Source organism: Haladaptatus sp. HS23, assembly GCF_056892285.1.
In genome coordinates this window covers 196,787-210,111 of sequence record NZ_JBXGLH010000006.1, presented here as the reverse complement: position 1 = coordinate 210,111, position 13,325 = coordinate 196,787, and the positions used below count along the sequence as shown (strand labels likewise).

Below are 13,325 nucleotides of genomic sequence, written 5' to 3'. Positions count from 1 at the left end.
TCGGAACAACGGCTTACGTCCACTACTACAATATAATGTCAAATGTCATAATTGGTATGGTAGGTATTGCAATAGGAGTTGGTTACGTAATGGTCGAGATGCTTCCCGGCTTTATACGTCATTTTGATTTTCGCAGACCACCTCTCGAAGTTCATCAAGCAATTCTGGGTCGTGTTCTTCAAGTACTTCAATATCTTTTTCCAGTTTTTCAATGCGATTTCTGAGGAATGAGCGTGTTTTATACCGATACGAGTCTGACGCGTCTCCAGCGATAGCATTGCGTTCGGGTTCTGTGAGAAGTCCCCGTCCTTCGGACATATGTGACTTTTCAGTGGAGTTGTTCATACTTCATTCGGTAATATGTTGTCCTATCTCTTTGTCTTTCCCAATACAGTAAGCCTTACCATATTTGGTAAGAATTAAGTGGCCAAATTACGTAGTAATAGCTGAGGAGCGCGGATTACCTTCGCAGAAAGGCCGGTGATAGGACACCGACCGCGCTTCTGAGGTCACAGAAGCATGACTAGCAATACCCTTTCCGTAGAAAAACGCATCGACTACCAACCACCCTGCATCGGAGGACTCCACTAATGGCGTCCTTCGACGAGAAACCCAACGGCGGACTCCTCTCCCTCGAGGCCCAATTCGGCGAAAAAGTCTTCCACCCGGTCAAACGCCTCGAACCCACACCCGACACCGCCACTCAAGACCCCGACCAACCCACTCCGGAAGACACCTATGAGGCAATCACCCGCGCGTACCTCGTCGAACTCCGCGTGGGCTTCCAAACCCGAACCAAGACCACCACCGAAGAGCCCTACTTGTACTGCATCTACGCCACGCCAGACTGCCAACGGTTCTTCGAACGTCGTCTCCCGATCGACTACGGCGAGGAGGGCTTCCAGATTCCCGAGGACACCGACACCTACCGCTCGGTCACAACCACCAAAACAGGCAACCCACAGCTCCCCTCGACACCACCAGAAGAAACCCACGCGGAAACCCGCGCACACTACCAGCACATCCTCGCACGGTGCTACGACATCGACGCCACCACCCACACCACTACAACTGAGGTGTGCGCGTAGATGGCCCATACAGAACGCCCTTCTCAGAGAGCGACAGCCATCGGCACCCAAACCCACGACAACCCGTCTGTGAGCCAGCACAAATTCTTGTCAGAATTAGCACTTATGTCCGTAAAGTATTTCTTCCCTCTAGGAAATGAACAATCAAGGCAAAACAGCCTGAAACGCCAGCGAGCGTATCCTTATCGACGAAGAGACGGCCACAACGTACCGTACCCAACGAGCGACAGCCAACCGCAAATCCACCACACCTGGTTCCAGACTATGAAACACACACCACGGAACCCCTACAACCCACGACTCCAGCCCAACCACCACAACCCTAGCGAACACACAGGCCTCCCCACACCCGAAGAGCGCCCATACCAGTGGAGGCGAGTGTAATGGCTCATCACGATTGTGAGCCACCGCACACGCCAGCACAGTACACCGACCACTCGTGGTCACCAGACGACGAAATCACCAACGACGAAATCGAGGAAACGTTCCAACAGTGCCCGCACTGCGGTACGTACATCGTTCAGTGCAACGGCACACATTCCTGCATTCAAGCAGAACATCAACCACATTCGGATGAGGAAGAATGCCGCCGTCGTATCGAGGCAAACCCCTTCCCCGACGACGATCCAGTGCTCATTCTTGACCAGCAGACGAGCAGGGCGTATGCCTACCACGAACCCAATAGCGAGAATAAACCACTCTGTTGGCCCCACACTGATGACGCATTCATCACCCTCTCACGAGCAGCGGCACACGAGCAACTCCAAGCCCCCTGCCAGCGCTGTGAACGCATTCGCCAGAATCGGGAGGCAGACCAATGACCGACCAGGGTACAGTCCTCGCGCTCGGACGTACGGACCCAATCCAAATTCACACGGAGAAACGCACGTTGACGGGCATCGTCTATCAGTGTGAGCACTCCGAGCCACAACTCTCCTGTCGTGGACCCGAGCACGGTGAGCACGTCCTGTACGTTGCCACACCATCGAACGACCTGTATCGGCTGCTGTACAGCTACTACGACGAGCACGACCACTCCAACACAGAACTCGATCGGTACGGCCGCACGCCCTCTGGCTCGTATGCCTGGTTGCGTACGTATGCGACTATCGAGACCATCGTCAACCCAACGAGAGGTGAGCAGGCATGAGTGAGTCTGCTCCAACGCCGTTGAACCCACGCGATGCCGACGCACTCGTCCAGCATCTCTCGCCCGGTGATTGCGTTCGTATCACGACCACGAAGTCGCCACGGACGATTCTCACGGTCAAAGCAACGAACCCACCAACACGGACCACAGCACATCTTGTCCTAACGGCCCCGCCGATCACGACGACGGCACAGGACGAACTGCAACAAGCCACCTTTCACTGTCTCAATCAGCCCGACGCGACCATGACTGTTCTCGAGTACACTCACACCGCCACTGACACGACATCTCGTTGTATCGGTTCGCTCACGACTATTGCCCACCTGCCGCGACTCTCGACGCCACCAGAGGACACCGCAGTTCCAGTGAAGAAGCACGCCACGGAAGACACCACCATTTCCACTGAATTCACCGAGGATACGACCCTGAAACCACCAGAAACAGGTGACTCGATTTCGGGAGGTGTTCGATAGATGGCGGCAACCACTGAGTCGGTCAGTCAGCCACACCAGTCCCAGCCCACCCCGAAAAACGTCCAGAAAACATTCTGGACGGACAGCCAGGGCGACGCTCAACTCGATGCACTCGCCGCCCTCAACGACTGTTCGCAGGGTGCACTCCTTCGTTCACTCGTTGAGGAGACCTTCACCGAAGCATTCGATGACCTCGATCCGCAGCACATCGAACAGGATCGAATCTCTGTCGAAGACCTCCAAGCACTCGCCAACAACGATATCACCGTCGATGAACTTGACCTGGCTGCCGACATACCCGAGCCGGTCACAGAGTACGAACCGAACTCGTACTATCTCACAGTCACACCAGACGACCTCGCGGAACCTGGTCCCGAGCTCGACTGGGAGACGTTGCGTAATGCCGTCACAAATCCGGAGAATGGTGGGTATTGGCACGACGACCTCGAAATCCATGACAGTCGGATTGGCGAGGAGACACTGAAAGCTAGTCACCAACCAGCCGCACGGATCCTCACAGCGCTGGCTCGCTCGAAAGCGACTGAGAACGGAATTCTCCCACGCCCGGTGATCGAGGAGCTTATCGATGAGTACTGTCTACATCTCACGAATCGCATCACAACCGACGAGCAGGAACGCGGGAAAGCACATATCCGCGAGACATATATGGAGCTCGTCACTTCCCATCTGTACGAGAATCCGTCGCCGACTGCAGAATCGTACTACCGGAGCAAAAATCGGCTCGAGGAGCGCCTCCAGGCAGAAGTGGATACCGCACAGACTGTCCGTGACCACGCCGACATAATCACCGATATCGACGCGTGGAAAACGAGACAGGAAATGATCGCCAACACGGACACGGAGGAAGTGGCTGCTGACCTCGATGGCGCAACCGACGAGGAAGTGCGACAGATGTGGATTGAGGACCTCGTCTACTGGATGGAAGATCTCGCTCGTGCCAAGCATGTTGGTCGCGTGCATGCCGCTGCCCTCCAGTCGAGTGAGTACGATAGTTCGACACCGAATGAGGAGCAAACGGGGGACGACGAGGAGATGACGGCGTTCAACGCATTACACTCGAATCTGCATGATGCTCGGGAACAATTTGACGAACTCTCGGCGGACGTGAGAGTCACAGTCACCGAGTCACTCGACGACGCATTGCTCACTGCCGACCGTTTCGACTAACGAGTGCTCCGGCAGTGGTCGCCTGCGGTCGATAGCCATCGCTCTCTCACTCAGATTGTCGAGTCACGTCTCACGTCTAGATTGCCGTCTCTATCGGTGGGGACAAACGCAGATCCTTGTATTCTCGGAATAATGAAGTGGATAAATGGAGATCTCCGACGAACTACGCTATCCCTTTAGTGATAAAATCGAAGCGAACAATGGGGCATACACGCTTACCGTGCCGATCAAAGAAATTGTAAATGGCGACATCCAACCAGATGCCGCATACCGCGTGGCAATCCTGAAACACCCGTCACCAGCCGAGAGCATAGAAGGAGAAACAGCACAAGAGTCGGTATCGACTACTATACACGACGAGGAGAACTCACAGTAATAGTCGAGCCCTTCGGCAGCACTAGTCGAAGTGAGCGACCATCGAACGGTCGAAATCGAAGGTATCGGCGAGCGAGGCGATGGCATCGCTCGTGTCAACCGTGGGTACGTGATCATCGTGCCCGACACGGAGCAACGTGACCGCGTCACCGTCGAGATCAACAACGTCACACCCACCGTTGCTTTTGCTGAGGTCGTCGAACGGAAAGCCTACTACGAATGAAGCGTCCGCTCTCACGCCGAGGCTACTCAACAACAACTCGATAGGAGTGATATCACTCGTCGAATCGTCGTCCAACCACGAAACCCAATTTTGCAGAATACCCCATCCTCGATGCACGAAACACCCCTCGAAGAGAGTGATATCACAATTGTCGGTCTTCTTCTCGTCCACACGATTCCACCGAATCCGTCCGGTCGATGAAACCGAAGACGGGTCTCACGGTGGACAGCGACTCGAAGACACACGAACCAAGACAAAACACGACGCACCGACAAACCACGCCGTTCCGGACGACCACGGGTCGTCCGTCACCACAAAGGCTCTCCTACGGACTTCTAGAGTACATAGCTATTTAAAATTTTCTCCAACTGTAAGCGAGTTAATTTTATTTGGTTGCTATTTACCGTGGATTTTTCCCGTGTTGTTGAAAGACCACCGTCTCGATGCGTCGGTTTCGTCCCTGTGCCGAGACAAATGTGCGAGAAACGCGAACGACGAGAAGACGACTAATTGTGATATCACTCGTCTTAAGCCGGTGATCAGCAGTAGTCTGAAGTACATGGACTTCGAACAAACAACTATGACTAATACATCGAATCCCACTCGCGTCCTCACAGATGGCGGGATCGACACTCGAGACCCGCCACCAACTGATGTGCTGAACGAAGAGACGCTCACCCCAGAGGCACTTGCGCAGAACGCACCGGGGCTCGAAACCGTCGTCGAACTCTTCAACCAACCAGCACTCACCCGTGTCTACGTATACATCTGCTACTGGGGACCAGTATCGCCACCTGAAGTTATGGACGAACTTGACCTCTCGAAGTCGACCACGTACGAATACGTCGATCGACTGGTAGCGCTTGGCCTCGTTGATCGCGATGAATCAAACCGACCGCAGCAGTTGGCCGCTGATCCAATAGTCCTCATCGAGCAACACCTTCCGATCATTGTCACACCGACCGTGCTACACGCCTTTGCGCTGCAAGAAGTCGACGAGGATATCGAGTATTTCGTCGATCGGTATGGAATCGGCAAGCTCGTCGCGGCACTGCGTGGTGCTGGTCTACATTTCGCGGGAAAGACCACCCAGCGAATGGTTGCAAGCGACATCGGTGTCCGTGATACAGAAGCGATGCTCATCGTGTACGCTCTCGTGCCAGCCCTTGCTATCGGCCGTGATCACGATCCCTACTTCGAATATCTGTTCCCAGATATCCATGACGAGATGGACCTTCCTGACCTGGCGGAACTGGAGACAACGCCGACGCAACCGCCGTCGAACGACGAGTGAGTACGACGGATGGATCGAGACACACCGCTGTCCGCAGAGATGGACGTCCTCGTCGATGCGAACGTATTCATCGCGATTGGACATCCGACAAACCCGCAGTACAAACGATTCCGCCGAGTGGTACAGACCGCTGGTGTCATGCTCAAACTACCCCAGCGTGTTATCGGTGAAATTGGTGGCCCAAGTACAGATCGTGTCCGAGTCGCCCTCGACGAAGGGTGGGCGAAGATCATTGACGCTCCAGCACCCACGGACGGGGATGCAATCGCGGCGAGCGATATCGCCAGACGAACAATTGCAAACGAAACCGACAAACCCGAACACGAGGTCGAAAAAACGGATACTATCCTCGCTGGGTTGGCAATCCAATACGTCAGAGACCGTTCGACGACAGGTGTTATCGTGCTCACAGACGATAAGCCGGCGAGAAAGGGCATTGAAAATGCTGTCGCCGCACAGGGGTACACAGATGCGATTTCTGTGTACGGAGTGGCAGACATCATCGGCAAGGATTCGGGCGACTCAATGCGGCTAATTTGATGACCTTCGTGTGGCAAGCATTCCACGCGAGAGCGGTGAAAGAACAGAGCAAGTGGTAACTCTCGTCGGCGCAGATGCGGAACATCCTCGATGAACACGACCTCGATACGAATCGCAACACAGTGCGCCGAACCATGAATTTCGTCGCGAAACTCTCGAGTGAGAAGCCACAAAACAAGCGTGATCCACACGACCAGGACAATCAGATTACGCTCACCACGGGAGGATCGAAGCTCACGCTCGTCTCCGATCAAGACGAGTGGGAAACGTACATGAGTCGAGTCAGCAACCATCTCGAGGACAAGAAACGCACCCAGCAAGACGATCGATTGGACTGGATTGCAGCCGAGGACGACGCTCTCTGGGACGCAACCCCAGTCACGAAAGCAACGGACAACACAGACGGGATGTCGAAGGACACCACAGACACGGCGGGCGTTACGCTGTCGTAACGCCCGCCCACAAACGGGCGTAACACCACCGCCCCCACAGTACCAGCGGAGATGAGGAACGGACGTAAATTGCGTCCGTTCTGATGTGAAGCGATTATCTGGTCACTGTGGGGTGTAACGAATCCGTCTTTTCCCCTCACGTTTTCGAGGAGAAAGAAGGGCCCATTGTGCGTTACACTGGACGTTCAGGGTGCGTTACGACAGTGTAACGCGAGATCTGTTCACCGAGTACGAGTATGATGGGAACAAGTCTAGAAAAAGACGGTCGCGTACCACCGCAAGAAATCCGCTCCTGAGGAGTGGAGCCCGTCTGTGTTAGTAGCTAATACTAACCATATCGCGTCTTCCCTACTCTCTGTTCATCAAAACCATGGACCGAGATGAAGAACAGCCGTTCGATAAACCCGTACAAACGACAATCTGTGGCGTCGACGTGCAGTTCCGTGTGGCATCAGAGAAAGAATGTTGATTTCGTCCCGTCTTACGTCGTCGCCAAGTGGTCCGTCTGAGGTTCGAACACCTCTCCTTTCTGTTTTAACTTGTCAATCTCGTGTGCAGCTTTCGAACGATCAAACCCGATTTCCGAGGCACGTTCTAACACCTCGTCGATTGGCGCATAGCCAACCGTTGTTCCCAGAGATGAATATTCACCATGATGTTCATCCGCAATTTGTGCGATGAGAGACTTCATGTTTTTAAGATCTTTTCTCTCGTCATTTGACACACCTGTTTCCAGCAACTCCCGATCGAATTCCTCATCATCTGATTTCAATACGCCAGCCCGCCTGAGACACTCCGTCAAGAGTGCCCAAACGCGTTTCACGTCAGAGGAGAGTACTTGCTCTGACAACCGAAGCCGTGCATGAGCTTCAGCCAGCATTTGGAGTGTGTCTTCTGTCCGAGTAACACTGCCAGAATTCTCACTATCCTTACGTTCTAGTTCAATGATATACTCGGTAATCTTCGAATCAAGGGTAGAGCGTGCATCCTCGGTAAAGACAGGTGAGTACTGAGCACTCTCGGCCAGAAGCTCACGAGCGAGATCGACAGGGAGTTTTTCGGCTTCAATCGAAGAACTACCACTCACCGTCGGTACGACAACATCGACACCGTGATAAATCGATGGCTGCAAATCGATCTGCTTTTGCAGCGACTCATAGTCATCAAACACTCCGTACATCGGTTCCGAAATCAGAAGGAGCGATCCAAGTGCGTCGATCGTTTCGTGAACATTTGCCCCTGTGAACGTGAATGTCCCTGAGTCGAGAACCTGTTCGAACGCCCTCTGATCGCTCCCAGCCAACTCACCAAATCCCTCGATACACACGAGATCGATCTCCTCATCAAGAACTGGTCCCTTCGAGATCGTCTGTCCGGTAATTGAACCGATTGCACCTGCACGGGACAGACTAGTGCCATTCATCCGAGCACTTGTCGGAACGAGGTCGCAGATTCGAGAGACAAACGTTGATGAGTCCAATGTGGAATCTGCAACGACTGCGATATGAAGTTCGCCGGAATCATGTGCACCAAGATCCGTTTCTTTGCTGACTCCACCACTCAGTTGGAGAGCAACAAGCCGCGCAGTGAGCCCATCATATTCGTTATCCGAGAGAGTCACTGCAAGACGTTCAAGGAGGTCTTGATTAGCCACGAGTTCAGAGAGATCGGGTTCGATATCGCTCATAAAGTTTCATTCATACTTCGAGATTATTTACTTCACCCTGCCACGGCGACGACCATCCTGACCTCGCGGAATGAATGCGAGCACTCGAAGCCAACACAACGAACGGAGGGTGCGAATTATAGCGTTATTACTATGGAAGTTCGACGAACTCCGTCTCGAACTAAGCCACCACCCGAGAGTCACACTGCTTTGCCGGTGACACATGGTGGTAGTAGTCGGTTGGGTACGATGGTGGTGTGTCTATTTCTGCGTCTATTTCTGCGAAACAGAGGGGGTCGCTTACGCGATCCCCCTCTATTACAACGATGTAATCGGCAGGTAGTACGTCGTGACTTCACTACCGGTTCTATAGGATGAGTCTAGAAACGAGAGTGCAAATGATAGTTCCAAAATCAGGCGACCCAGTCGCTGATAGCCGCAGCATCACCAATTCGGGTGCCCGATTGGAAGTAGACACTTCATTAGCTCGAGCAGGGAGTTCCTTCGAAGCGGAACCGAGACCCTTCAGTCGGTGAATGCTCTCACCAATGAATTGAGTACGAGGAACAAACGTAAGCAACCGTACTACAATTACTGTTCAAACATTCTCTCGACGAGGAGTGATAATTCTACACCACCTGATATCGGCCGTATAAGTCTGCTAACCACAGATAGCGTCGAGATAACAAAGGTCGAAGAAGAGAAAGTAGACTGTAGAATGATGATTTCTGCAGCATTAGACCCGATCGCTGCCCACCGAGGAGAGTGACATGAAGGCATTCACTGAACAGCTGAACGATTCAATGAATCGAACTGAACTATCCTGCGATCAAGTGTTTGAGGTGTTGCAGAGCATGCGACGGCGATATGCAGTTCACTACTTACGACGAGAAAATTGCACTGTTGACTTTGCCGATGTGACCGACCATGTTGCGGCATGGGAATACAACACGTCGCCAACAAACCTCCTGAGCGAACAGCGAAAACGAGTCTATGTTTCGCTGTACCAGACTCATATTCCGGCACTCGCCGATGCTGGAATCATCGACTACGACCCAGAGTCCGGGAAAATACGGCCGACGAACCGCATACGTGTGTTTGATAACTATCTGAACGTGTACACCAGACCGGTGCTTCCATGGGATCGCTATTATTGTGGACTCACATTGGGGAGTCTACTCCTTTTCACGGGGATCTGGATTCACTTCTATCCAATAGCTGTTCTATCATGGTTTGTAGCGATGCTTAGTATCGTGACTGCATTCGGAATGGTAGCTGCTGCCCAGTATTGGTATACGCAGAAAACGATTCCGGAGACACCACCAGAACTCTACGCTCCCGACGGTTAGAAATGATCACAAAAACAGCGATTGTTCTGTAGTTGAAAATAGAAATGAATATTGAATACGAGCACCAGATACGTCGATGGTGCTTGCAGTATCTCGCACGCGATCACCTTCTATGAGTCCATATAGGGAGTCACCCTTTTAGCCAAACGGGGTTTGACGGATTTATTTATGGCCAGCAGCCGAGATATCTCTCAATGAATCAGGGTTTTCTCGATTTGGATCGGTCAGCATCGAATTCACAGCCGAGGAACTCGAGCAAATCGATGATATTGCATTTGCTTACCATCGAGAGAACCATGATGTGGCGGTACGTGATCTTCTCGACCAGTGGTTGAAAACTCGTGTAACGGTTGAAATTACGTTCGTGACTTTCAGATTTGCGTTTGCCGAGGTTGTCAAGCATGAAATAGATAAAGATAGTCACTGGCCGGCTTACTCACTCTCGTTCCGATATGAGTAATCGAGTATCAGAGCGTATGACAAGAAAAATACGGAACTCACACGACTCGAACATGCCAACGAGACTCCAAAATCAGTCGAACTCCATCGAATTGGATGCAGGATTAGCTCTCTATCGAACGATAGGCTCCGCTACAACATACTACTCACCGAACAAAGCACTAATTTTAGTGGATATCGTGGATACTATTGTCGGGTGGTGAGTTTACAAGCGATTGGGAGAGAAACAACCCGACAAGCGTGGGTATCAGGAGATCATTCACCCACCGCTCACCCACGTTTTGCTATCGCGATCCGAGTGTTTTAGACACCACATCCTACTGCAAAGACGAATGGCTGATATAGAGATACATCGATGAAATAAGATCAACCGTGTTGATATTGGCGATTTATGCTGAAAGGTCCTACGAAAGAAGGTCGAGGATGGTTCGCCGAAGCTCGGCTGGCGAGTCAGCAATAACGTCAGTGTGGTCAGTTGCCTGGACAGAATCGCCATGGCAAAACCGGATCACAGTACTGCCTGCTCTGGCTGCTGCTCGGACACCGTTAACAGAGTCTTCAATAACAAGACAGGCAGAGGGAGAGACATTGAGTTCGGCGGCTGCATGCTCATAGATGAACGGTTCTGGCTTGCCAGGCAGATCGATCTGTTCAGCACTCAACAAGACGTCGATTGGCGCCAAGTCAAAGCGCTCAACAACTGTATTGATCCAGTCGGCTGGTGCTGAGGACACAATTCCAACGTTAACATCCCGGTCACGAAGCGTTGCGAAGAAATCTGGAATGCCGGGTGTAATCGATACGTGCTCGCCATACACTGTTTCGGCAGCCAATTCGAATTGTCGTGCATACCGCTCGGGAGCAGCCGGAAGTCCATAGGTCATTGCAAGGTCTTCGAGGCTCTCACGGAAATTACGGCCATTCACGTCTTCGAGAGTAGGATCACCGGTTTCCGCATGGGGGAAAACTTGATCACGCCAGAATTGCTGCCAAAACGATTCCGAATCGACGAGAACCCCATCCATATCAAAGAGGACAGACTGAACCTGAGACATACCATAGATCACCCGTTCTCAGGATAAGCCGATTTCGGCACAGTTGTACTCGGCACAAAGTGAAACAAATACTGCCCAGCAAGAGTGTGCTTCGTCTTTATATTAAGGTAGAAATCCAATGTCTCTATGGAGAGTATATAAAAACAGGCGAACAGAAAATAACATTAGAGATGATTTGTAGAAAGGACGAGTTTATCCTTTAGTAACTTGAATACCACACTATGTCATCAATAGAGCTGACCCCAAGTCAGAAAACGATCTTGACTGCGCTCGTCAACCTCCACGGAGAGAGCGAAAACGCAATCAAGGGCGAAGATATTGCAGACGAAGTCGATCGGAATGCAGGGACGATTCGCAACCAGATGCAGTCGCTGAAAGCACTCCAACTCGTCGAAGGTGTTCCGGGTCCAAAAGGTGGATACAAGCCAACTGCAACTGCGTACAACGCCCTCGATATACAAACCCTCGACGAGGCAGCCGATGTCCCACTCCTCCGCAATGGTGACCCAGTAGAGGACACAACCGTCGAGCAGATTTCACTAAATAGTGTTCATCACCCAGAACTCTGCCGTGCCGAGATTCATATTCAGGGATCACTGACTGATTTCCATACTGATGATACAGTCCGGGTTGGACCAACACCACTCTCAAATCTAGTTATTGAAGGCCAACTCGATAATAAGGATGAGACCAACAATATCCTGATTCTCAAAATTCAAGCAATGGAAGCATCAGCTGAAAACTCGGACCATTAGCCTTGAGCGGTCCCGAAAACAGGAACCAAACAGCTATCATCGAATGTGGGAAAGCATCAACCTAAAACAACGATAGACTGTGAGAGACGAGTTAGAGAAGAGATGAACAGGGCAATCTGTTAGATCAGAGGATTTAGTACAATACAATTAGCATCGTAATCTGTCCCGAAAGGGACTGAGTCGTTTGTCAATGGTCGTGACCTGCCCGAAGGCAATCTCCAGCAAATCCTGGTAACTCTCCCATTGCCTTCATCGCGCAGCAAACGGCCTTCTCTCATTCATCCTGAGTCAGTTATAGCAAAAAACGCAAAACACTGAATCGTTCATGCCTGACCAAACTTTGCTCACTCAGAATGACAGATGTATTAGACAAGCCGTGTCTCTATCTGCGTAGAAATCTTCGCACGATCCCCGATGGCCTCGATTTTCTTCATCTGTGCTTCTGAGTGAGTTATTCAGTACCGACTCGTGCTCGGATCTCATTTTCTGATTGCCATACATGCACCGTAGCATCTAAGACCTCGAACTCTACAGAAAGGGTAGATCCTTCCTGATGGCAAAACAGGCTATCGAGTGCCTCTGGATCAACTAAATCGTAAAGTCGAAGGCCCGTTTCGTCGAGATCGATTTCGTCGTATTGTACTAATGCCTCAAGAGCGACAGCACTTGCTCGATCGGCACACAGACCATCTAGCGACTGTGAACTAGCTGTTACACTCATTTTCTCATCTACTCTTAGAACGCGGTCCCCATAAGAGTGTTGACTGATCAACACAATATTCCAAACAGACTATGATCGGATAGCTAATCAAGTACATATTAGTTAGTTCCTTCTATAAGAACCATACATTTTATGATGAATGCCAAATGCGGCTCCAACCTCCGTTCATCGTCCTTGCAGGAATCAATATCCGCGATGTTGTGCGAAAGTTGTTCATACAGATACGCCAGCCGAGCGGTTTGTCACCTTCCATTCTGTGCGGTGTAACTGTTTTCAGATATTGTTCACCCGTTGCTGTGTTTCCGTACCACATTTTACACATTCTGCAATACGGTATGGTTCCCGTGAAAATCCATTTTCATCATCTCCTTCTTTGATTATCTCAATGGAGATGCGGTGAGTAGTTTCCGCGCCGCAAGCTGCACACTCCTCAATCTGGGTCGCACTATCCATACAATATCTTCGATCACCAGCAATAATTAGTTGCTCGAAAACACCATGGAACGCCAGAACAGAACTCAGTCATCTTTCATCCCA

The 13,325-nt window shown here is 51.4% G+C and carries 17 protein-coding genes; 12 read left to right on the top strand and 5 right to left on the bottom strand.

Features of this window, described 5'->3' with window-relative positions:
• Positions 1-111: 111 nt before the first annotated feature.
• A complete protein-coding gene (locus tag AC1XDK_RS17435) occupies positions 112-345 on the bottom strand; it encodes a hypothetical protein (RefSeq protein WP_483351239.1) in 234 nt (77 codons plus the stop codon).
• A 245-nt stretch (positions 346-590) separates the two neighbouring features.
• On the opposite strand from AC1XDK_RS17435, the gene AC1XDK_RS17430 reads away from it, so the two are divergent.
• From AC1XDK_RS17430 to AC1XDK_RS17385, 10 genes are all read left to right on the top strand, one after another.
• The gene (locus AC1XDK_RS17430; protein WP_483351238.1) at positions 591-1,088 is read left to right on the top strand and encodes a hypothetical protein; all 498 of its coding nucleotides are present in this window, start codon (positions 591-593) and stop codon (positions 1,086-1,088) included.
• 383 nt (positions 1,089-1,471) lie between these two features.
• Positions 1,472-1,909, top strand: coding sequence for a hypothetical protein (locus tag AC1XDK_RS17425; protein WP_483351237.1), 438 nt, complete (start codon positions 1,472-1,474; stop codon positions 1,907-1,909).
• Positions 1,906-2,238 (top strand): hypothetical protein, encoded by a 333-nt coding sequence (locus tag AC1XDK_RS17420; RefSeq protein WP_483351236.1) that lies wholly within the window; start codon positions 1,906-1,908, stop codon positions 2,236-2,238. Before AC1XDK_RS17425 ends, AC1XDK_RS17420 begins: the two co-directional genes overlap by 4 nt.
• Entirely contained in the window at positions 2,235-2,711 is a 477-nt protein-coding gene (locus tag AC1XDK_RS17415) for a hypothetical protein (RefSeq protein ID WP_483351235.1), read from the top strand. The genes AC1XDK_RS17420 and AC1XDK_RS17415 overlap by 4 nt, the downstream gene beginning before the upstream one ends.
• Positions 2,712-3,899 (top strand): hypothetical protein, encoded by a 1,188-nt coding sequence (locus tag AC1XDK_RS17410; RefSeq protein WP_483351234.1) that lies wholly within the window; start codon positions 2,712-2,714, stop codon positions 3,897-3,899.
• Between the two features lie 145 nt (positions 3,900-4,044).
• Positions 4,045-4,275, top strand: coding sequence for a hypothetical protein (locus AC1XDK_RS17405; protein ID WP_483351233.1), 231 nt, complete (start codon positions 4,045-4,047; stop codon positions 4,273-4,275).
• Between the two features lie 30 nt (positions 4,276-4,305).
• Positions 4,306-4,497 (top strand): TRAM domain-containing protein, encoded by a 192-nt coding sequence (locus tag AC1XDK_RS17400; protein ID WP_483351232.1) that lies wholly within the window; start codon positions 4,306-4,308, stop codon positions 4,495-4,497.
• A gap of 559 nt (positions 4,498-5,056) precedes the next feature.
• Positions 5,057-5,791, top strand: coding sequence for a DUF7437 domain-containing protein (locus AC1XDK_RS17395; protein ID WP_483351231.1), 735 nt, complete (start codon positions 5,057-5,059; stop codon positions 5,789-5,791).
• A gap of 9 nt (positions 5,792-5,800) precedes the next feature.
• Positions 5,801-6,331: a PIN domain-containing protein gene (locus tag AC1XDK_RS17390; protein ID WP_483351230.1), complete on the top strand. Its 531-nt coding sequence runs from the start codon at positions 5,801-5,803 to the stop codon at positions 6,329-6,331.
• Between the two features lie 74 nt (positions 6,332-6,405).
• Positions 6,406-6,783 carry a hypothetical protein gene (locus AC1XDK_RS17385; protein ID WP_483351229.1) on the top strand — a complete coding sequence of 126 codons (378 nt, stop codon included), beginning with the start codon at positions 6,406-6,408 and terminating at the stop codon, positions 6,781-6,783.
• Between the two features lie 481 nt (positions 6,784-7,264).
• On the opposite strand, the gene AC1XDK_RS17380 is transcribed toward AC1XDK_RS17385, so the two are convergent.
• Entirely contained in the window at positions 7,265-8,470 is a 1,206-nt protein-coding gene (locus AC1XDK_RS17380; protein ID WP_483351228.1) for a minichromosome maintenance protein MCM, read from the bottom strand.
• Positions 8,471-9,219: 749 nt separating this feature from the next.
• Here AC1XDK_RS17380 and AC1XDK_RS17375 point away from each other — a divergent pair.
• Positions 9,220-9,798, top strand: coding sequence for a DUF7344 domain-containing protein (locus AC1XDK_RS17375; protein WP_483351227.1), 579 nt, complete (start codon positions 9,220-9,222; stop codon positions 9,796-9,798).
• A gap of 863 nt (positions 9,799-10,661) precedes the next feature.
• Here AC1XDK_RS17375 and AC1XDK_RS17370 read toward each other — a convergent pair.
• Complete coding sequence (locus AC1XDK_RS17370) at positions 10,662-11,312, bottom strand: HAD family hydrolase (protein ID WP_483351226.1); 651 nt, start codon at positions 11,310-11,312, stop codon at positions 10,662-10,664.
• 221 nt (positions 11,313-11,533) lie between these two features.
• Here AC1XDK_RS17370 and AC1XDK_RS17365 point away from each other — a divergent pair, with 221 nt between their 5' ends.
• Complete coding sequence (locus AC1XDK_RS17365; protein ID WP_483351225.1) at positions 11,534-12,067, top strand: TrmB family transcriptional regulator; 534 nt, start codon at positions 11,534-11,536, stop codon at positions 12,065-12,067.
• A gap of 451 nt (positions 12,068-12,518) precedes the next feature.
• Here AC1XDK_RS17365 and AC1XDK_RS17360 read toward each other — a convergent pair whose 3' ends face one another.
• A complete protein-coding gene (locus AC1XDK_RS17360) occupies positions 12,519-12,788 on the bottom strand; it encodes a HalOD1 output domain-containing protein (RefSeq protein WP_483351224.1) in 270 nt (89 codons plus the stop codon).
• 273 nt (positions 12,789-13,061) lie between these two features.
• Positions 13,062-13,241 carry a DUF7835 family putative zinc beta-ribbon protein gene (locus tag AC1XDK_RS17355; protein ID WP_483351223.1) on the bottom strand — a complete coding sequence of 60 codons (180 nt, stop codon included), beginning with the start codon at positions 13,239-13,241 and terminating at the stop codon, positions 13,062-13,064.
• Between the last annotated feature and the right edge of the window lie 84 nt (positions 13,242-13,325).

What these genes read in the sequence shown, in the direction of transcription:
- AC1XDK_RS17375 (WP_483351227.1), top strand. Translation starts at nt 9,220, where the DNA reads ATGAAGGCATTCACTGAACAGCTGAACGATTCAATGAATCGAACTGAA.
- AC1XDK_RS17355 (WP_483351223.1), bottom strand. Translation starts at nt 13,241, where the DNA reads ATGGATAGTGCGACCCAGATTGAGGAGTGTGCAGCTTGCGGCGCGGAA.
- AC1XDK_RS17425 (WP_483351237.1), top strand. Translation starts at nt 1,472, where the DNA reads ATGGCTCATCACGATTGTGAGCCACCGCACACGCCAGCACAGTACACC.
- AC1XDK_RS17360 (WP_483351224.1), bottom strand. Translation starts at nt 12,788, where the DNA reads ATGAGTGTAACAGCTAGTTCACAGTCGCTAGATGGTCTGTGTGCCGAT.
- AC1XDK_RS17410 (WP_483351234.1), top strand. Translation starts at nt 2,712, where the DNA reads ATGGCGGCAACCACTGAGTCGGTCAGTCAGCCACACCAGTCCCAGCCC.
- AC1XDK_RS17405 (WP_483351233.1), top strand. Translation starts at nt 4,045, where the DNA reads ATGGAGATCTCCGACGAACTACGCTATCCCTTTAGTGATAAAATCGAA.
- AC1XDK_RS17390 (WP_483351230.1), top strand. Translation starts at nt 5,801, where the DNA reads ATGGATCGAGACACACCGCTGTCCGCAGAGATGGACGTCCTCGTCGAT.
- AC1XDK_RS17420 (WP_483351236.1), top strand. Translation starts at nt 1,906, where the DNA reads ATGACCGACCAGGGTACAGTCCTCGCGCTCGGACGTACGGACCCAATC.
- AC1XDK_RS17365 (WP_483351225.1), top strand. Translation starts at nt 11,534, where the DNA reads ATGTCATCAATAGAGCTGACCCCAAGTCAGAAAACGATCTTGACTGCG.
- AC1XDK_RS17385 (WP_483351229.1), top strand. Translation starts at nt 6,406, where the DNA reads ATGCGGAACATCCTCGATGAACACGACCTCGATACGAATCGCAACACA.
- AC1XDK_RS17435 (WP_483351239.1), bottom strand. Translation starts at nt 345, where the DNA reads ATGAACAACTCCACTGAAAAGTCACATATGTCCGAAGGACGGGGACTT.
- AC1XDK_RS17430 (WP_483351238.1), top strand. Translation starts at nt 591, where the DNA reads ATGGCGTCCTTCGACGAGAAACCCAACGGCGGACTCCTCTCCCTCGAG.
- AC1XDK_RS17380 (WP_483351228.1), bottom strand. Translation starts at nt 8,470, where the DNA reads ATGAGCGATATCGAACCCGATCTCTCTGAACTCGTGGCTAATCAAGAC.
- AC1XDK_RS17370 (WP_483351226.1), bottom strand. Translation starts at nt 11,312, where the DNA reads ATGTCTCAGGTTCAGTCTGTCCTCTTTGATATGGATGGGGTTCTCGTC.
- AC1XDK_RS17415 (WP_483351235.1), top strand. Translation starts at nt 2,235, where the DNA reads ATGAGTGAGTCTGCTCCAACGCCGTTGAACCCACGCGATGCCGACGCA.
- AC1XDK_RS17395 (WP_483351231.1), top strand. Translation starts at nt 5,057, where the DNA reads ATGGACTTCGAACAAACAACTATGACTAATACATCGAATCCCACTCGC.